This window comes from Dyella sp. BiH032 (assembly GCF_031954525.1).
In the GTDB taxonomy this organism is placed as follows: domain Bacteria; phylum Pseudomonadota; class Gammaproteobacteria; order Xanthomonadales; family Rhodanobacteraceae; genus Dyella_D.
This window is the reverse complement of sequence record NZ_CP134867.1, coordinates 2,119,682-2,137,208: the sequence shown is the minus strand read 5'-3', so window position 1 is coordinate 2,137,208 and position 17,527 is coordinate 2,119,682. Positions and strand designations below refer to the sequence as shown.

Annotated in this window: 16 protein-coding genes; 1 reads left to right on the top strand and 15 read right to left on the bottom strand. The window is 66.5% G+C overall.

What is annotated here, in order from left to right; all coding sequences use genetic code 11:
• Positions 1 to 6: 6 nt before the first annotated feature.
• The 11 genes from recO to RKE25_RS09370 form a co-directional block, all read right to left on the bottom strand.
• Positions 7 to 717: a DNA repair protein RecO gene (gene recO, locus RKE25_RS09420; protein ID WP_311841968.1), complete on the bottom strand. Its 711-nt coding sequence runs from the start codon at positions 715 to 717 to the stop codon at positions 7 to 9.
• Positions 718 to 793: 76 nt separating this feature from the next.
• The gene (gene era / locus RKE25_RS09415; RefSeq protein ID WP_311841967.1) at positions 794 to 1,738 is read right to left on the bottom strand and encodes a GTPase Era; all 945 of its coding nucleotides are present in this window, start codon (positions 1,736 to 1,738) and stop codon (positions 794 to 796) included.
• The gene (gene rnc, locus RKE25_RS09410; protein WP_311841966.1) at positions 1,735 to 2,391 is read right to left on the bottom strand and encodes a ribonuclease III; all 657 of its coding nucleotides are present in this window, start codon (positions 2,389 to 2,391) and stop codon (positions 1,735 to 1,737) included. Before rnc ends, era begins: the two co-directional genes overlap by 4 nt.
• Before the next feature lie 7 nt (positions 2,392 to 2,398).
• Positions 2,399 to 2,779: a DUF4845 domain-containing protein gene (locus tag RKE25_RS09405; protein WP_311841965.1), complete on the bottom strand. Its 381-nt coding sequence runs from the start codon at positions 2,777 to 2,779 to the stop codon at positions 2,399 to 2,401.
• Positions 2,780 to 2,929: 150 nt separating this feature from the next.
• Positions 2,930 to 3,841, bottom strand: a complete 912-nt coding sequence (gene lepB, locus RKE25_RS09400) for a signal peptidase I (RefSeq protein ID WP_311841964.1) — start codon at positions 3,839 to 3,841, stop codon at positions 2,930 to 2,932.
• 102 nt (positions 3,842 to 3,943) lie between these two features.
• Positions 3,944 to 5,734, bottom strand: a complete 1,791-nt coding sequence (gene lepA, locus RKE25_RS09395; protein WP_311841963.1) for a translation elongation factor 4 — start codon at positions 5,732 to 5,734, stop codon at positions 3,944 to 3,946.
• Positions 5,735 to 5,880: 146 nt separating this feature from the next.
• Positions 5,881 to 7,377 (bottom strand): DegQ family serine endoprotease, encoded by a 1,497-nt coding sequence (locus RKE25_RS09390; RefSeq protein ID WP_311841962.1) that lies wholly within the window; start codon positions 7,375 to 7,377, stop codon positions 5,881 to 5,883.
• 134 nt (positions 7,378 to 7,511) lie between these two features.
• The gene (locus tag RKE25_RS09385; RefSeq protein WP_311841961.1) at positions 7,512 to 8,186 is read right to left on the bottom strand and encodes a sigma-E factor negative regulatory protein; all 675 of its coding nucleotides are present in this window, start codon (positions 8,184 to 8,186) and stop codon (positions 7,512 to 7,514) included.
• Positions 8,183 to 8,779, bottom strand: a complete 597-nt coding sequence (gene rpoE, locus RKE25_RS09380) for an RNA polymerase sigma factor RpoE (RefSeq protein WP_311841960.1) — start codon at positions 8,777 to 8,779, stop codon at positions 8,183 to 8,185. Before rpoE ends, RKE25_RS09385 begins: the two co-directional genes overlap by 4 nt.
• 254 nt (positions 8,780 to 9,033) lie before the next feature.
• Positions 9,034 to 11,583 (bottom strand): EAL domain-containing protein, encoded by a 2,550-nt coding sequence (locus RKE25_RS09375; protein ID WP_311842367.1) that lies wholly within the window; start codon positions 11,581 to 11,583, stop codon positions 9,034 to 9,036.
• Between the two features lie 14 nt (positions 11,584 to 11,597).
• Complete coding sequence (locus RKE25_RS09370) at positions 11,598 to 12,092, bottom strand: hypothetical protein (RefSeq protein ID WP_311841959.1); 495 nt, start codon at positions 12,090 to 12,092, stop codon at positions 11,598 to 11,600.
• A 200-nt stretch (positions 12,093 to 12,292) separates the two neighbouring features.
• Here RKE25_RS09370 and RKE25_RS09365 point away from each other — a divergent pair, with 200 nt between their 5' ends.
• Positions 12,293 to 14,353, top strand: coding sequence for a 3-hydroxyacyl-CoA dehydrogenase NAD-binding domain-containing protein (locus tag RKE25_RS09365; protein ID WP_311841958.1), 2,061 nt, complete (start codon positions 12,293 to 12,295; stop codon positions 14,351 to 14,353).
• 70 nt (positions 14,354 to 14,423) lie between these two features.
• Here the strand turns inward: RKE25_RS09365 and RKE25_RS09360 are convergent, their stop codons facing one another.
• From RKE25_RS09360 to RKE25_RS09345, 4 genes are all read right to left on the bottom strand, one after another.
• Positions 14,424 to 14,984 (bottom strand): DUF2058 family protein, encoded by a 561-nt coding sequence (locus RKE25_RS09360; protein WP_311841957.1) that lies wholly within the window; start codon positions 14,982 to 14,984, stop codon positions 14,424 to 14,426.
• Positions 14,985 to 15,024: 40 nt separating this feature from the next.
• Entirely contained in the window at positions 15,025 to 15,240 is a 216-nt protein-coding gene (locus RKE25_RS09355) for a SlyX family protein (RefSeq protein WP_311841956.1), read from the bottom strand.
• A gap of 1 nt (position 15,241) precedes the next feature.
• Positions 15,242 to 16,579, bottom strand: a complete 1,338-nt coding sequence (locus RKE25_RS09350) for a UDP-glucose/GDP-mannose dehydrogenase family protein (RefSeq protein WP_311841955.1) — start codon at positions 16,577 to 16,579, stop codon at positions 15,242 to 15,244.
• A 139-nt stretch (positions 16,580 to 16,718) separates the two neighbouring features.
• The gene (locus RKE25_RS09345; protein WP_311841954.1) at positions 16,719 to 17,489 is read right to left on the bottom strand and encodes an FKBP-type peptidyl-prolyl cis-trans isomerase; all 771 of its coding nucleotides are present in this window, start codon (positions 17,487 to 17,489) and stop codon (positions 16,719 to 16,721) included.
• Positions 17,490 to 17,527: the final 38 nt, after the last annotated feature.

Here is a 17,527-nt window from a genome sequence, read left to right as displayed (position 1 = left end):
GCCCTGTCAGCGGCGAGACAGCGCCGCGGCCAGCACGTGCCAGGCGCGCAGCTCGGCGCCGCCAAGATGGAACCGGATGACGTCGCGCATCATCGTCCGCAACGCGGACAAGCCGGCCGCATCGGGCATGGCGTCCATCGACAGCGCCAGCAGATCGCTGCCGCGCAAGGCATGCGGAAGGTCCGGGCGGCAGGGTGCGGGCCCCTGCTCCACCTGGTAGCGGTAATGCCGCTGCGGATCGAGCGGCTCGCCGGACTCCCCTTCGTACTCCAGTTGCAGGCCATAACCGATCGCGTCGAGCAGATCGCGCTCGAACCGGCGCAGCGTCCACGCCAGAGGGTCGCCGGCCGCCATGCGGTCCAAGGTGACCGCGTAGGCCTGGAACAGCTCCGGGTGCGGGTCCTGACGGCCGGTCAGGCGCACCACCAATTCATTGAGATAGAGGCCGGCCAGGCCGGCGTCGCCGACGAGGCGGCGCGGCGAGCCGGTGTTTTCCGCGCCCTGCAAGGTAGCCAGCTCACCGCGCAGCAGCAGGTCGAACGCCAGCGGCTGGAACGGCTCCAGTTGCGAACGCTGCAGTTTGGCGCGCTCGCGCCGTACGCCGCGCGCCACCACACCGAGACGGCCATGCTCGAGCGTGAGGCACTCCAGCAGCAGCGAGGTCTCCCGGTAGGGCCGGGCGTGGAGGACGTAAGCCGGCTGCTGCAGCAGTTGCATGGCGTCGAGGGCGGAGCGGGATGCCGTTCAAGGATACGCGTGGGCGGCGATCGCGTCGCGGCCGCGATCCGTCACGTCAATCGGTGTAACCGAACTTCTTGAGCATGGACTCGTCGTCGACCCAGCCCTCGCGCACCTTCACCCACAGCTTCAGGTAGACCTTGCGCTCGAACAGTTGCTCCATCTTCCGCCGCGCGGCGGAGCCGATAGCCTTGAGTTGCTGGCCGCCGTTGCCGATCACGATGGCCTTCTGCCCGTCCCGCTCGACCCAGATCACGGCATGGATCTCGGCCACGCCGTCCTCGCGGTCCTTGAACTGTTCGATTTCCACCGTGGTGGCGTAAGGCAGTTCCTGGTCGAGACGGAGCATGAGCTGCTCGCGAACCATTTCCGCCGCAAGAAAGCGCTCACTGCGGTCGGTGATTTCGTCCTCGCCGTACATCGGCGCACGCACCGGCAGGCGCTGGAGAATGCCCTTCTCCAGTTCCTTCAACCCCTTCTCCTTGAGCGCGCTGACGTAATAGACCTCGTCGAAGACATGCTGATCCATCAGGCCGGCCACGAACGGCAGCAGTGCGGACTTGTCCTTGCTGAGATCGACTTTGTTGATCGCCAGCAGGCGCGGGATCTTCTGTTCGGCCAGGGCGTCGTACAGCGCCTGGTCCTCGTCCGTCCAGCGACCGGCCTCGATCACCTGCACGGCCAGATCGACCTCGCTGATCGCCGAACGGGCGGCGCGGTTGAGGCTGCGGTTCATGGCGCGCTTGGCACCACGGTGCAAGCCGGGCGTGTCCACGTACAGGATCTGCCCCGCCTCGCTGGTGGCGATGCCGAGAATGCGGTGGCGGGTGGTCTGCGGTCGCGGGCTGACGATGGACAGGCGGAAACCGATCATCGCGTTGAGCAACGTGGACTTGCCCACGTTGGGGCGGCCCAGCAGCGCTACCGCGCCGCAGCGGAAATCCTCGTGCGGCAGCTCGGCCGGCTCGAGAGTGTCGAAATCGTTGTCGTGGTCGCTCATGGTCTGGTTTCCTGCAGTTGGCGCAGCACGGCCTCGGCCGCGTCCTGCTCGGCGGCGCGGCGGCTGCCGCCGCGGCCATCCTCGCTGATCGGCATAGGCTCGGCGATCGTGCAGGAGACGTCGAACGTCTTCGCGTGATCCTCGCCGTAGCTGTCTTTCAGTTCGTAATGCGGCAAGGGCCAGCCGCGCGCCTGCAGCCATTCCTGCAGGCGGGTCTTGGCATCCTTGGAGGATCGCGGAATGGCCGCGACGCGCTCGGCGAACAGGCTGCGCACCACCTCGCGGCACTGCGCGAAATCGCTATCCAGGTAAACCGCCGCCACCAGCGCCTCGAAAGCGTCCGCGAGAATCGAATCCCGGCGGAACCCACCGCTCTTCAGTTCGCCGGAGCCGAGCTTCAGCTCGTCGCCGAGCTCCAGTTCGCGCGCGATGAGCGCCAGCGCCTGCCCGTTCACCAGTTGCGCGCGCAGGCGCGACAGCTCGCCTTCGCTGGCGTTCGGGTGTGCTTCGTAAAGCAGCTCGGCGACCACTACGCCGAGCAGTGCGTCGCCGAGGAACTCCAGCCGCTCGTTGTTCGGCTTGCCGGCGCTGCGATGGGTCAGTGCCAGTTGTGCCAGCGCCGGATCGCGGAAGCGGTAAGTCAGCTTGGACAAAAAAACCTCAGTAACCCACGTTGCCCTGCAACGGCACGCTCTTCTGGAAGTGCAGCAGGAAATCGATGTTGTACATGAAGGGCACGCGCTTCTCGTACGTGACGTTCAGCTGCGCGGCGTTGTTGGCGCGCGTGATGGTGATGTCCTTGGGCTTGATGGTAGCGTCGTCCACGTACTGGAAGCCCATCTTGAACATCAGGTCGCGGCGGATGTCGTCCAGGGTCTTGCCCTCGACGCCGGCGCTGGCCACCTGGGTCATCGCCTTGTTCACGCCCATGAACTCGGCATAGGCCGGCACCAGCTTCATGGCCATGTAGCCGAAGAAGGCCACCACCAGCAGCACCAACAGAAACCCGATCAGGGTGATACCCGACTGCTTCGCTTTCATAGTCCCCTCGCTATGCCGACTGGCGGCGGCCCCGCAACGTATGGTGAGAATGGTGCCACGTTGCCGGCCCGCCGGCATCGTGCAGGGCGGATTTTGGCGCCGCGGCGGGCCGGCGTCACGCCGCGCGACCCGACCGCCATCACGCTTTGGTCAATGGATGACGCGGCCCAGGCGGGAGAAGTCCACCCAACCCGCATCGGTGCCCTTCCAGCTGAGCCAGATCAGGAACGCCTTGCCGGCCAGGTTCTGCTCCGGCAGGCAGCCCCACCAGCGACTATCGGTGCTGTTGTAGCGGTTGTCGCCCATCACCAGGTAGCAACCCTGCGGCACCACCGACGGCACCTTGTCGTTGGGGATCGGCGGCGGGCGGTTGTAGGCCGGCATGCGCGCGGTCAGGTGGTTCACTACGACGCCTTCTTCCGTGCGCAGGTGTTCGTTCCACACCGTGGCGCCCATCTCAAGCATCAGGCGGTCTTCGTCGCGCTTGGGGTTGCCCATGTACGGGCCGACCTGGTCCGCGGCGACCGGTTCGCCATTGATCAGCAACTGGTCGCCCTGCATCTCGATGCGGTCGCCCGGCAGGCCGATCACGCGCTTGATCCAGTTCTGGCTCTGCACCGGCGCCTGCGGGTTGGCGCAGGTCTGGTCGCCGCTGCGCACCAGCTGGCCGTCCACGCGGCATAGGTAGCCCGGGAAGCGGAATACCACCACGTCGCCGCGCTTGGGTTCGCCCAGCGCGAGGAACTTGTTGTTGAAGGCCGGCATGCGCAGGCCATAGGCGAACTTGTTCACCAGGATGAAATCGCCGACGTCGAGCGTAGGCATCATCGAGCCGGAAGGAATGCGGAACGGCTCGGCCACGAACGAGCGCAGCAGCAGCACCACCAGCACCACCGGGAACAGCGACCGAGCCCAGTCCACCGGCATCGGGTCCTGCAGCGGCTGCCCCGACGCTTCGGCGCGGGTCTTGCGCCCCTTGTAGAAGAACAGGCGGTCCAGAGCCCAGATCACGCCGAACAGCACCGTGAGGCCAAGCAGAATCGCCGAAAAATCGAAATCCATGAGGGCTCCTTCAGAGCGTGAGTCGCGGATGGGTTCTGCAATGCCGGCCCGTCTCGCCGGCGAAGGTGCGGCAGCCCCCTGTACGTTCCATGTCGTGCACGCTTATTTGTCCACCTTGAGCACGGCGAGGAAGGCCTCCTGCGGAATCTCCACGCGACCCACCTGCTTCATGCGCTTCTTGCCTTCCTTTTGCTTCTCCAGCAATTTCTTCTTGCGGCTGACGTCGCCGCCGTAGCACTTCGCCAGAACGTTCTTGCGCAGAGCTTTCACGGTCGAACGGGCGATGACCTGGGCACCGATGGCGGCCTGGATGGCCACGTCGAACTGCTGGCGCGGAATCAGGTCCTTCATGCGCTCGACCAGGTCGCGGCCACGGCGATCGGCATGGCTGCGGTGCACGATCAGCGACAGCGCGTCCACGCGGTCGCCATTGATCAGCACGTCCACGCGCACGAAGGGGCCCGCATCGAAGCGCTCGAAGTGATAGTCCATCGAGGCGTAGCCGCGCGATACCGACTTCAGGCGATCGAAGAAGTCGAGCACCACCTCGGCCAGCGGCAGCTCGTAGCTGATCTGCACCTGGGTGGCCAGGTACTGGATGGAGCGCTGCACGCCGCGCTTCTCCTCGCACAGCGTGATGATGTTGCCGATGTAGTCCGGCGGCGTAAGGATGTTGGCGACGATGATCGGCTCGCGGATCTCTTCGACCTGCGGCGACGCGGGCAGCTTGGCCGGGTTGTCCAGCTGCATGACGGAGCCGTCGCTCTTGAGTATCTCGTACACCACAGTCGGTGCCGTGGTGACCAGGTCCAGGTCGTACTCGCGCTCCAGGCGCTCCTGCACGATCTCCATGTGCAGCATGCCGAGGAAGCCGCAGCGGAAGCCGAAGCCCATGGCCTCGGAGCTCTCCGGCTCGAAGAACAGCGCCGCGTCGTTGAGGCGCAGCTTCTCGAGCGCCTCGCGCAGCGCGGGGTAATCGTCCGCGGACACGGGGAACAGGCCGGCGAACACGCGCGGCTGCATGGTCTGGAAACCGGGCAGCGGCTTGTCGGCGGGCTTGCCTGCGTGGGTCAGCGTGTCGCCGACCGGCGCGCCGTGGACGTCCTTGATCGAGGCCGTGATCCAGCCCACTTCGCCGGCGGAGAGCTTGTCTAGCTTCTTGCGCTTGGGTGTGAAGACGCCCACTTCGCTCACTTCATGCGTGCGGCCGGTGGACATCACCAGGAGCTTCTCGCCGGGGCGAATCTCACCCTGCATCACGCGCACCAGCGACACCACGCCGAGGTAGTTGTCGAACCAGGAGTCGATGATCAGCGCCTGCAGGCGATCGGTATCACGCGGCTTCGGCGGCGGGATGCGCGCCACGATGGCCTCGAGCACCTCGACCACGTTCTGGCCGGTCTTGGCGCTGACCGCCACCGCGTCGGTGGCATCGATGCCGATCACCGCCTCGATCTCGCCCTTCACCTTTTCAGGGTCGGCCGTGGGCAGGTCGATCTTGTTGAGCACGGGCACGACTTCCAGGCCCATTTCGACGGCGGTATAGCAGTTGGCGACCGACTGGGCTTCCACGCCCTGCGCTGCGTCCACCACCAGCAGCGCACCTTCGCAGGCCGCCAGCGAGCGGCTTACCTCATACGAGAAGTCGACGTGACCGGGAGTGTCGATGAAATTGAGCTGATAGGTCTTGCCGTCGCGCGCCTTGTACGGCAGCGATACGGACTGCGCCTTGATGGTGATGCCGCGCTCGCGCTCGATCGGGTTGCTGTCGAGCACCTGCGCTTCCATCTCGCGCTCGGCCAGCCCACCGCAGATCTGGATGATGCGGTCGGCAAGCGTCGACTTGCCGTGGTCGATGTGGGCGATGATGGAGAAATTGCGGATCAGTTCCATGGAACACGCTGGCTGCGGTCACCGCCTGCGCGGGCGCAGGCAGCGTATCACCGGGATGGCGATACGAACCCGGCATTATCGCATGGAAACCCAAGGCACCGGCAGCTGAACGAAGCGGGGCGCCCGAAGGCGCCCCGTCACATGGATCACTCGTCGTCCCCTTTGGGAAGGGTCAGCCCGACGAAACCGCTCTGGTCGCCGTGACGAACCAGCAGCAGCACGGTGTCGCCGGGCTTGAGACCCTTGGTCGCCGCATGAAAGGCCGCCGCGCTGCCGACCCGCTGCTGGTTGACCATCAGGATCACGTCTCCCGGCTGCAGGCCGGCCCGAGCCGCCACGGATCCGGTGACATCGCCGATCAGCACGCCCTCGCCCGCCTTCAGGCCGAGCTGCTGGCGCGTATCGCTGTCCACGTCCTCCACCGCCAGCCCCAGCGCCGTGGAACCGGTCGCCGCGGCAGGACCGCCACCCACCGCCGGTGCGGCGGACGCTGCCTTGCCGTCGCGCTTCATCTCGCCGATGGTCACCGGTACGTCTTGCTTCTTACCGTCGCGCAGGATGCTCAGCGTCGCCTTGCTGCCCGGCGGCGTGATGCCGACCAGGGGCGGCAGATCGGCCGCCTGGGTGATCGGCTGGCCGTTGTAGCCCACGATGATGTCACCCGGCTTGAGGCCGGCTTTTTCGGCGCCGCTGCCAGGGCTCACCTGGGTCACCGCCGCGCCGGAGTTGCTGCCGAGCTTGAGCGCCTTGGCGATGTCGTCGGTGATCGGCTGCATCATCACGCCGAGCTGCCCGCGGGTGACGTAGCCCTTCTCCTTGATCTGCTTGACCACGTTCATGGCCACGTCGATCGGGATCGAGAACGCCACGCCGAGGTAACCGCCGGTATTGGAGTAGATCTGCGAATTGACGCCCACCACCCGCCCCTGCAGGTCGAACAGCGGGCCGCCGGAGTTGCCGCGGTTGATCGGCACGTCGGTCTGGATGAACGAGGTGTACGGCTGATCCTGGCTGCCCAGGTTGCGACCGACCGCGCTCACGATGCCCTGGGTCACGGTGTAGTCGAAGCCGAACGGCGAGCCGATCGCCAGCACCCATTGGCCCGGCTTGAGGCTGCGCGAATCGCCGACGGTCACGGCGGGAAGGTTGCCGCCCGCGTCGACCTTCAGCAGGGCAATGTCGTATTGCGGGTCGCTGCCGACCACCTTGGCGGTCAGCGTGCGGCGGTCCTGGAGGCGCACGGTGATCTGGTCGGCGTCCTCCACCACGTGGGTATTGGTGAGGATGTAGCCGTCGCTCGAAATGATGAAGCCCGAGCCGAGCGAGGTGCTCTGCTGTTCTTCCGGCGACGGCACCATCGGCATGCCGAAGAAACGGCGGAAGATGTCCAACTGCGGATCGTCCGGCATGGCACCGCGGCCGCGCACCGGAGGGGCGGCCTTGCGGGCGCTCTTGCCGCTGTACTTGGCTTCCACGTGGACCACGGCCGGGGCGTTCTTCTGCACGATGCCGGTGAAGTCCGGCAGGCTGGCCGCAGGTGCCGGCGCGGCGCCGGCCGGCTGCGTCTGCGCCTGCGCTCCGCTTGCCACGGCAAGCGATACCAGCGCACCGCACGCGGCGCGACGCAGGATCGTTCGACTCATGTGTTCCTCCTTGGGTCTGTCAGGCTTGAGGTTTCAGGCTGAAGGTTGGGCTGCCGGGCACGCATCGGCCGGCCCTGTCGAAGGGCCGGCGGTAGATGCGGAAATGCGAACCCGGGCAAAGGCATGCCCGGGCGTCACTGAGCCGGCGGTTCCGGCTGCGGGGCCTGCGGCGCCCGCTGCGTCGGCGACACCAGCAGCAGGTAGCTGCCGTCGCCGTTGTTGATTGCCCGGTAGCGGTCCACCTGATAGGGATTCAGGCGATTGCGCGAGTAGAGGAAGGTCGCCCCGTCGCCACCGTCCACCGTCGCCGAAGCCTGCTGGGTCAGGGCCGAAGGCAGACTGGCGTAATTGTTGAGCCAGGCGGGCGCGGCAGCCGGCGTGTCCACGCGGGAGGCGACGGCCGTAGCCCCGGCCTGGACCGCAGCCGGTCGATGACCGCCCTTGGCGGCGACCTGTGGAGCGGCGCTTTCGCCGCCAGGTCCTGCCGGCTGGGTTACCAGCAGGGCCGCGACGGCCACCGTGGCGGCAATCGCGCCGCCGGCCGACCAGCGCAACCAGTGGCGGCGGCGTCCTGAACCGGCCACGACGGCCGCTTCCTGTTCGATCGCCAGCATGACGCGAGCCGAGAAACCTTCCGAGGCCAACGGGGGCTGCTGCCGGCGCAGGCCGTCACGCGCTACGTGATAGCGCGACCAGGCTTGCTGCAACGCAGCGTCGTGGTCAAGCCGGCGCAGCAGGAAGCGGAGTTCCTCCTGGGTCAGCTCGCCGTCCATACCAGCGGACAGAGTTTCGCGATGGGTGTCAGTCATGGAGTCAGGTCCTCACGGTCCGACAACAGGGGCCGCAATTTCTCATCGATAGCTTCACGTGCCCGGAAGATACGCGAACGCACCGTACCGATCGGACAGCCCATCGCCTCGGCGATTTCTTCGTAACTGAGGCCATCCACCTCGCGCAGCGTGATGGCGGTCCGCAGTTCCTCGGGCAGCGCTTGGACAGTGGAATACACCGTTTGTTCAATTTCCTGCCGCAACAGCTCGCGCTCGGGGGTGGCGCTCTCCTGCATGCGGTCCGAGCCTGGCACGAAGACCGCGTCGTCCACGGCGATGTCATCGGCCGGCGGTCGCCGCCCCATGGCTACCAGGTGGTTCTTCGCCGTGTTCACGGCGATCTTGTACATCCAGGTATAGAAAGCGCTCTCGCCACGGAAGGAGCCGATCGCGCGCCATGCGCGCACGAAGGCCTCCTGGGCGACGTCCTCGCACTCGGCGTAGTTGTTCACATAGCGGGAGATCAACGCGATCACCTTGTGCTGGTACTTGCGCACCAGCAGGTCGAACGCCCGCTTGTCCCCTTTTTGGACCCGCTCGACGAGGGCGCTGTCCAGTTCGTTTTCGCCCATCCGGGCCGTCTCCTTCTGACTCTGCCACCCGCTTGAGGGGATTCCGCCGGCTCGGGACGGTCCGCTATGACAAGGATCGCGCCACCAAGTTCAGTCGCGCCGGAGCTTCTCCCTGCGGAAGAACGATGCCCAGTGCTGGATGGCATTCATCCAGCGGCTTCGGCGACATCGTAGCGAACGCAGCAGGCGTCCTGCCGGCCGACCTCCCGTTGACCGATATAGGGCCTGCCTCGGCCGAGGCAAGCCGGCGGGCCTCAGGCCTCGCCTTCGTCGGCCGTCGCCAGCAGGCGCTGCCGCTCCAGCAGCAGTTTCTCGAAAGCCGGGGTCGGGAGCGGCCTGCAGAACAAATAGCCCTGCAGTTCGTCGCAGCGGTTGGCGCGCAGGAAGTGCAGGTGCTGCTCGATCTCCACGCCCTCGGCCACCACGCCGCGCTTGAGGCGATGGGCCATTTCGATGGTGGCGCGCACGATGGCCTCATCGTCGGGGTCCACCCCGATGTTGCGCACGAAGCTCTGGTCGATCTTGATCCGGTCGGCGGGCAGCTTGCGCAGGTAGTCCAGCGAAGCGGCGCCGGTGCCGAAATCGTCGATGGCAATGCGGCAACCCAGCCGATGCAGCCCGTGCAGGTTCTCCACCAGGTTCGGTGCCGCCTTGATACTGATGCTCTCGGTCACCTCCATTTCCAGTAGGCCGGGATCCAGTCCGCTCTCCTGCAGTGCGGAGGACACCACCTCGAGCAGGTTCGGCTGCATCAGCTGCACCGCGGAAAGATTCACGCCCAGGCGCAGCCGCAAGCCGAACTTGCGCTCCCATTCCTGCGCCTGCCTGCAGGCGGTGCGCAACACCCATTCGCCGATCGACACGATCAGCCCGGTCTCCTCCGCCAGCGGAATGAAGAAGCCCGGCCCAATGAAGCCCAGCTCCGGGTGCTCCCAGCGGACCAGCGCTTCCATGCCGACGATGTCTTCGCTGGCCGCGTCCACCTGCGGCTGATAGAACACGCGCAGCTCGCCATTGTGCTCGGCGTGGCGCAGCCCCGATTTGAGCGCCATGTTCTGCTGCTGCGCCTGCTCGGCGCTGATCTCGTAGATCTGATAGTTGTTGCGGCCCAGGCTCTTGGCCGCGTACATCGCCTCGTCGGCGTGCTTGAGCAGGGTCTCGGCGTCCGGCGCGTCGTCCGGGAAGAAGCTCACGCCGATCGACGCGGTGACCTGCAGCTCGGTGCCATCGTCGATGCGGAACGGCGCCTCCATCACCTGCACGATCTTCTCGGCGATGCGCAGCACGTCCTCGCTCTTGACAATGTGGCGGAGGATGACGACGAATTCGTCGCCCGCATAGCGGGCTACCGTATCCGAAGCGCGCACGCTCGTCCGCAGGCGTTGGGTGGCGGTGATCAGCACCTGGTCGCCCACAGCGTGGCCCAGCGTGTCGTTGATGGTCTTGAAGCGATCGAGGTCGACGAACAGCATGGCGAAGCACTCGCCGGTGCGGTTGGCCTCGCGGATGATCGTGTCCAGCCGGTCGTTGAACAGCAGCCGGTTCGGCAGGCCGGTCAGTGCATCCAGCAGGCCCTCGGCGCGCCCCTGTTCGCGGGTGCGGCGCAACTCCAGCGCATGCGCGAAGCGTGCCGCGGCACAGCGCAATACCGGTTCGATGATGGTCAGTTCGCCGAACGGCTGCCGTGTGCCCGCCAGCAGGGCACCCAGCACGGAGTGCCGCTCGTCCAGCAGCGGCAGGCCGGCGAAGCCGCTGAGCCCCAGCTGCTCCAGCAGAGGATCCATCGCGGCAAGCCGACGTGCGTCGCCGGGATGCAGCATAGCCTGCCCGGAGAGCACCAGCCGCAGGGAGCTCTGCAACTGCGGACTCGGCCAGAGCTGCTCCTCGCCGCTCCACCACTGCGCCAGCTGGAGCGGCGCACCGCCTTCCTCGGGACGAGCGGACCAGACGGCCAGGTAGTCCAACCCCAGCTCCTCGTAAATCATGCGGGCCGCGGTATCGATGCTGTCGTCGCCGCTGCCGGTACCGAATAGCCGCGCCAGCAGGGACAGCGCCACCTCGGCGCGCGCTCCCGCCTTGTCGCTGCGAAAGGCGAACGCCACCGCGTCGGCGCCGGCATGACGGACCGGCCGGGCACTGGCTTCACCGCTGTCGTACCCCTCGCGGGTGCGGCGCCGACAGGGGTGCCAGCGGCGGGAATCGTCGGCGATGGCCTGCTCGGCCGTGACTTCTTGGAATTCGAGCAGCTCCGTCAGCGGCAGGCCGATCAGGCGATCGCCGACCAGCCCGCTGCGTCGTATCAATGCCGGACTGACCTCGAGCAGCCGTCCGCGCGACGTATCGACGATGGCCCATTCGCCGTCCGTCTCATCGAAGGCAAAGCGGTAATCGCCACCCTGCCCCGGCCCCGGGCTGGCCGCGGGCGGCATCGCGCCGGTCCGCTGCAGTCGCCGCCAGCGCGCGATCAGCTCGCTGTCTATCTGGGAGGCATACAGCCAGTCGGATACGCCCGCCGGAAGCTGGGCCGGACGGATGGAGGCGTCTTCGGTCAACACGGCGATCAGCGGCGCCTCGGCGCAGGCCGGCAGGCGCCGGAGCTGCTCCACCGACGCCAGCGCGTCGCGGGCATCGCCCTCGAGCACCATCACGACGAGGGCAAGATCGGCCCGCCCTTCGAGCAGGATGCCGGCATGCGTGGTATCGCGCGCCGAATGCACGGCGAGATGGCCGTCGCGATCCAGCGCGTCGAATACTGCGCGACGCAGCTCGCGCTGCGCCGCCACCACCATGATGCCGGCATGCATCGGCATGGCCGTGGTCAAAGCACCCACCGGCCGTCGCGAAGACGGGGCCGGTGCGCCGGTTTTACCTGGCAGCTCAGCCGGACCACGACATCGCTCAGCCCGTCGAGCAGCGAACCCGGCGCGTCCAGCAAGACGACCCGTCGCACATGCCCTGTCGGCGTGCGTGCCAATTGCCGCAGCAGGGCCACGTCCGGCGCAGCCAGCGGCAAAGGCAGCCGTCGCAGCAGATAGATGCCGAAATGGTTGCTCTGCTGGATGTAGCGCAACACATGGCCGAGGCGCGGATGAAGCGCCTTGTCCGCATGCTCCTCGCGCAGATTCCCCAGCCCTTCCTCCGGGCTCCACAGATAAACGGTCTGGCCCGTACGCCGGACCAGGGTCCGGAACTGCCCGATCAAGGCCTCGCTGTCGACGTCTTCCAGCGCGACCAGGCAGCCGCGCGCGCCCAGGATGCGCTCGAGGACATCGGCGCCCTGCTGGACGGAAGGAGCGGCAATGGACGTATTCATCTGGGGAGTAAGTTACGCGGTCCCGATGGCTTCGCCTAGCGTCCTGGACAGGCTCGCTGGAATCGCGGCCCCGTTCCTTGCGTCAGCGCACAGGCCGCTCTTTTACGCCATTTTCATGCGATCCGGGAGCTCCGCCGGCCATCTCGCAATCCTCGCTACGGGAGGGTATGGTTCGAGCCTTTCCATGCTGGACCAGACCCATGTTCGAAGGATTGCGCTTCAACCACTGGAAGACGAGCCTGGATGACAGCGGCATCGTCACCCTGACGCTCGACCGGGCCAACAGCAGCGTCAACGCGCTTTCGCGCGAGGTGCTCGACGAGCTCGGACAGATCGTGGAGCGCCTTTCGATCGAGAAGCCGGCCGGCGTGCTGATCCATTCGGCCAAGCCTGGCGGGTTCGCGGTGGGGGCGGACATCAAGGAGTTCGTCGAGTACGCCCGTCAAGGCACAGTCCTGCAGAACATCGAGAACGGCCAGCGGGTCTTCGAGTCCCTCGCCCGCCTGCCCTGCCCCACCGTGGCCGCCGTGCATGGCGCCTGCATGGGCGGCGGCACGGAGCTGGTCCTGGCTTGCCGCCAGCGCATTGCCGCGGATGACGAGAAGACCCGGATCGGCCTGCCGGAGGTGATGCTGGGCATCCATCCGGGCTGGGGTGGCACGGCGCGCCTGCCCCGTCTGATCGGTGCGCCCGACGCCCTACCACTGATGCTGACGGGCAAAGCCCTGTCGGCCAGGCGCGCCGCCTCGCTCGGCGTGGTGGACCGTCTCGCGCCGCCCAGTGAATTGCTTGCCGAGGCGCGCGCGCTGCTGCGCCGGCCGCACGTGCGTCCCCTGGCCCAGCGTCTGAAAGCCTGGGCCACCAATACCTGGCCCGCGCGCCAGATCCTCGCGCCGATGGTGATCAAGCAGACCGCGGCCAAGGTACGCAAGGAGCATTACCCGGCGCCGTTCGCGCTCATCAATGTCTGGCAGCGCGGCGGCAGCAGCATCCAGCAGCGACTGAAGCTCGAGGCTCGCTCCGTGGCCAAGCTGGCCGAGACCAGCACCGCGCGCAACCTGATCCGCATCTTCCTGCTGCAGGAACGCCTGAAAGGCCAGGGTGGCGGTGTCGAACACGGCATCGAGCACGTCCACGTGGTGGGCGCCGGCGTGATGGGCGGCGACATTGCCGCATGGGCAGCGTTCAAGGGTTTCCAGGTGACCCTGCAGGACCGCGAGATGAAGTTCATCCAGCCCGCCCAGGACCGCGCACGGCAGTTGTACGAGAAGAAACTCAAGACCGCCGAGAAAGTCGAAGAGACCGCCCGCCGCCTGCGCGCTGACGTCGAGGGCAAAGGCGTGGCACAGGCCGACCTCGCCATCGAGGCCATCTTCGAGAACCCGGAAGCGAAGAAGGCTCTGTACGCCATCATCGAGCCTCAGTTCCAGGCCGACGAAATCCTCGCCACCAATACCTCCAGCATCCCGCTGGACGAATTGCGCCAGGGCCTGAAGGCGCCGCAGCGCTTCCTGGGCCTGCACTTCTTCAATCCGGTGGCGCAGATGCCCTTGGTGGAGGTGGTCCGCCATGACGGCCTCGATCCGGCCGTGGAAAAACGCGCCCTCGCCTTCTGCAAGGCCATCGGCAAGCTGCCGATAGCGGTGAAAGGAACGCCCGGATTCCTGGTGAACCGTATCCTGATGCCGTATCTGCTCGAGGCCATGCGCCTTTACAACGAGGGCGTGCCCGGGCCCGTGCTCGACAAGGAAGCCAAGAAGTTCGGCATGCCGATGGGCCCGATCGAACTGGCCGATACCGTGGGGCTGGACGTCTGCGCATCGGTCGGCAAGGAACTGGCGCCGTTCCTGGGCCTGGAATTGCCGCCCGGCATCGAGGACAAGCTCGCTGCAGGCAAGCGCGGAAAGAAGGACGGGCAAGGTTTCTACGTGTGGCAGGAAGGCAAGCCGCAGAAGCCCGAAGTGGATCCGGACTATGCAGTTCCGGCCGACCTGCAGGACCGCATGCTGCTGCCTATGGTCAACGAAGCGGTCGCGTGCCTTGCCGACGGCGTGGTGGACGATCCCGACCTGCTCGATGCCGGCGTGATCTTCGGCACCGGCTTCGCGCCGTTCCGCGGCGGCCCGATCCAGTACGTCCGCAGCGAAGGCGTGAGCGTGATCAAGGGCAAACTGGAACACCTGGCCCAGCGTCACGGCGAACGCTTCGCTCCCAAGCAAGGCTGGGATCTGCCGGTCCTTGCGCAACCGCCCGAAGCCTGACGCGTAGCCTCATAAGAAAAAGGCCGGCAGCGATGCCGGCCTTTTTTTGGTCATGCGGTGGGAGTGCGCGTCACCACACCAGATCGTCGGGCACGCCATCCTCGCCCACGCCGCCCGCGTTCGGGTCGACCAGTAGCGCAAGCTGGTGCGGATCGATCTCCCGTACCTGCTCGGCGATCGCGCGGGTGACGACCGTGTAGCGGCCATTCTGCTGCACGATGCCCAACTCGCCGGCATTCACGGCCGCCAGTTGGGCCTGATCCAGGTAGACGCGGCGGATCTTGCCTCCGTACTCGAAATGGCGCGGATGCTCGGCATCGTTCTTGTTCAGTGCCTGCCCTTGCAGCAGCTGCTGGATCTTCTGCTTGCGCTCCCGCTTGAGGCGCGCCTGCTCGGCAGCCTCCTGCTCGGCCTGACGCCGCTCGCTGGCCTCCGACTGTGCGCGGATGGCGTATGCCTTGGCCAGATCGATCTCGCCATCGCGCGGCTTCCGCCCCGGCTGCGGCTGTGGCTTCGGCTTGCCGCCTTTGTTCGTGGGCTTTCCGGCGGGCGGCTGGGACTGCCGCTTCTCATCACGGACCTGTTTGACGATGCCGCTCTTGAGCAGCTGATCGCGCAGGGATTCGGCCATGTCGATGAACCTGTCTTGCTGTACGGGTAGTGGAGATTGATCAGTAATGCGGCGGCGGCGGTTCGCTGTGGGGATCGTGCGCCTGGGAAGTGCGCAGCGCCACAAGCTCCTCGCGCAGACCACGGAGCAGCTGTTCGAGGACCAGGACACGCTGGGCCTGCGCGGTTTCCGCAGCCACCAACGCGTTTACCGTATCGTCCAGGAAGGTAAGCCGCACTTCGAGTTCGGTCAGGCGCTGTTCCAGGGAGGCGGACACGTCAAACCCTCAGGCTGCGGCCGCGGCCGATGCCGTAATACGCGAGCCCGGCTTCTTCGACGGCCGAAGGATCGTAGAGATTGCGGCCATCGAAAATTGCCGGACTTGTCAGCGCAGCGCGGATGCGCGCGAAATCGGGGCTGCGGAATGCCTTCCATTCGGTGACGATGGCCAGGACGTCAGCCCTCTCGAGTGCTTGATAAGCGCCATCGCACAGCACGAGGTCCCCGCGGTCGCCGTAGATGCGATGGGTTTCCTCGCGCGCCTCCGGGTCGAAGGCGCGCACGGTGGCGCCGGCCTTCCACAGGGCTTCCATCAGGTGACGGCTGGACGCTTCGCGCATGTCGTCCGTGTTCGGCTTGAACGCGAGGCCCCACAGGGCGACGGTCTTGCCCTGGAGTTCGCCACCGAAGTGGCGCGAGATCAGTTCGAACAGCTTGCCCTTCTGCGCATGATTCACCGCCTCGACGGCGCCCAGCAGCTGCGCCTCATAGCCGACACCGCGCGCCGTGCGCTCCAGGGCCTGCACGTCCTTCGGGAAGCAGGAACCGCCGTAACCGGCACCGGGATAGATGAAGTGATAGCCGATCCGCGGGTCCGAACCGATGCCCTGGCGGACCAGTTCCACGTCGGCGCCGACGCGCTCGGCGATATTGGCGATCTCATTCATGAAGCTGATCTTGGTCGCCAGCATGGCATTCGCCGCGTACTTGGTCAGCTCGGCCGAACGCTCGTCCATCACCACGGTGCGATCGTGGTTGCGGTTGAACGGCGCGTACAGCTTGCGCAGCACACCCACCGCGCGCTCACTGGAACTGCCGATGATGATGCGGTCGGGGCGCAGGCAGTCCTCGACCGCATCGCCCTCCTTGAGGAATTCCGGGTTCGAGACCACGTCGAATTCGACATCCACTCCACGTGCATCCAGTTCGGCCGCGATCGCCTCGCGCACGCGGTCGGCCGTACCCACCGGGACGGTGGACTTGTTCACGACGACCGCATAGCGATCGAGATGACGACCGATCGTGCGTGCCACGCCGAGGACGTACTTGAGGTCGGCGCTGCCGTCTTCATCCGGCGGCGTGCCGACGGCGATGAAGATCACCTGGCCGTGCGCGATCGCCGGGGCGGGATCGGTGGTGAAATCCAGCTGCCCGCTCGCATGGTTACGCTTGACGATGGGTTCGAGGCCCGGCTCGTAGATGGGGATCTCGCCGCGCTTGAGGCGCTCGACCTTGGCGGCATCGATGTCGACGCAGACTACGTGGTTGCCCATCTCGGCCAGGCAGGCACCGGTGACCAGGCCTACATAGCCGGTGCCGAAAATGGTGGCTTTCATCGTCCAGGGATTCCGGGGAAACGACAGACCGCGAATTCTAGCAGGCCGTCTTCACGTATCGCGCCGCGTGCCTTTCCGAAAAGCAACGGGGCGCGAATCGCTTCGCGCCCCGTGCGTGTGACAGCGAAAAAAGCCGCGCTTACTTCGCGCCGCCCTGGTCGCCAGCACCGGCCGGCGTCGGGCCGGTCTTCACCAGGGTCACGTCGAAGATGATGGTCGCGTTCGGCGGGAAGCCGTTCTGCGGCTGAGCGCCGTAGGCGATGTTCGACGGGATGAACAGCTTGTAGTGGCCGCCCACCTGCATCAGCTGCAGGCCTTCGCGGAAGCCCGGGATCACGCCGTTGAGCGGGATCGAAGCCGGACCCTGGCTGCCTTCGTGCTTGGAGGAGTCGTCAAACACGGTGCCGTCGACGAAGCTGCCCACATAGTTGACCTGCACGGTGTCGTTCGGACCCGGGCGGGCGCCGGTGCCCTGGCTGATCACCTGGTACTGCAGGCCCGAGGCGGTGGTCTTCACGCCAGCGGCGCTCTTGTTCTTGGCCAGGAACGCGTCGCCATCCGACTTGTTCTTGGCGGCGACCTTCTCGTACTCGGCCTTGGCCTTGGTCTGCAGATTGGCGACGAAAGCGTCACGCACCTGCTTGGCCTCAGCCTCGGTCATGGTCGGCTTCTGGCCGGACAGGGCGGACTGCACGGCGCGGGCCACGGTGGCCGGATCCACTTCCTCGCGCACGAGCGGAGGCAGCTGGCTGGCCAGGTCCCAACCGACCACGTAGCTGGCCTTGGTCTTGTCGACCGCGCCAGCCGCCGGAGCGGCGGTCTTGGCGGCCTGGGCGTGGGCGCCGGCGGTGAGGCCCAGCGCAACCGCCAGGGCGGCGGCCGTCAGCGTGGGACGCAAAAATTGCTTCATTTGAAACTCCCTCGTTTTTGGATGTCCCGGTGCTCACC

Coding starts and splice junctions, on each gene's coding strand:
- recO (WP_311841968.1), bottom strand. CDS start 717: ATGCAACTGCTGCAGCAGCCGGCTTACGTCCTCCACGCCCGGCCCTAC.
- era (WP_311841967.1), bottom strand. CDS start 1,738: ATGAGCGACCACGACAACGATTTCGACACTCTCGAGCCGGCCGAGCTG.
- RKE25_RS09405 (WP_311841965.1), bottom strand. CDS start 2,779: ATGAAAGCGAAGCAGTCGGGTATCACCCTGATCGGGTTTCTGTTGGTG.
- lepB (WP_311841964.1), bottom strand. CDS start 3,841: ATGGATTTCGATTTTTCGGCGATTCTGCTTGGCCTCACGGTGCTGTTC.
- lepA (WP_311841963.1), bottom strand. CDS start 5,734: ATGGAACTGATCCGCAATTTCTCCATCATCGCCCACATCGACCACGGC.
- RKE25_RS09390 (WP_311841962.1), bottom strand. CDS start 7,377: ATGAGTCGAACGATCCTGCGTCGCGCCGCGTGCGGTGCGCTGGTATCG.
- RKE25_RS09385 (WP_311841961.1), bottom strand. CDS start 8,186: ATGACTGACACCCATCGCGAAACTCTGTCCGCTGGTATGGACGGCGAG.
- rpoE (WP_311841960.1), bottom strand. CDS start 8,779: ATGGGCGAAAACGAACTGGACAGCGCCCTCGTCGAGCGGGTCCAAAAA.
- RKE25_RS09375 (WP_311842367.1), bottom strand. CDS start 11,583: ATGCATGCCGGCATCATGGTGGTGGCGGCGCAGCGCGAGCTGCGTCGC.
- RKE25_RS09370 (WP_311841959.1), bottom strand. CDS start 12,092: ATGAATACGTCCATTGCCGCTCCTTCCGTCCAGCAGGGCGCCGATGTC.
- RKE25_RS09365 (WP_311841958.1), top strand. CDS start 12,293: ATGTTCGAAGGATTGCGCTTCAACCACTGGAAGACGAGCCTGGATGAC.
- RKE25_RS09360 (WP_311841957.1), bottom strand. CDS start 14,984: ATGGCCGAATCCCTGCGCGATCAGCTGCTCAAGAGCGGCATCGTCAAA.
- RKE25_RS09350 (WP_311841955.1), bottom strand. CDS start 16,579: ATGAAAGCCACCATTTTCGGCACCGGCTATGTAGGCCTGGTCACCGGT.
- RKE25_RS09345 (WP_311841954.1), bottom strand. CDS start 17,489: ATGAAGCAATTTTTGCGTCCCACGCTGACGGCCGCCGCCCTGGCGGTT.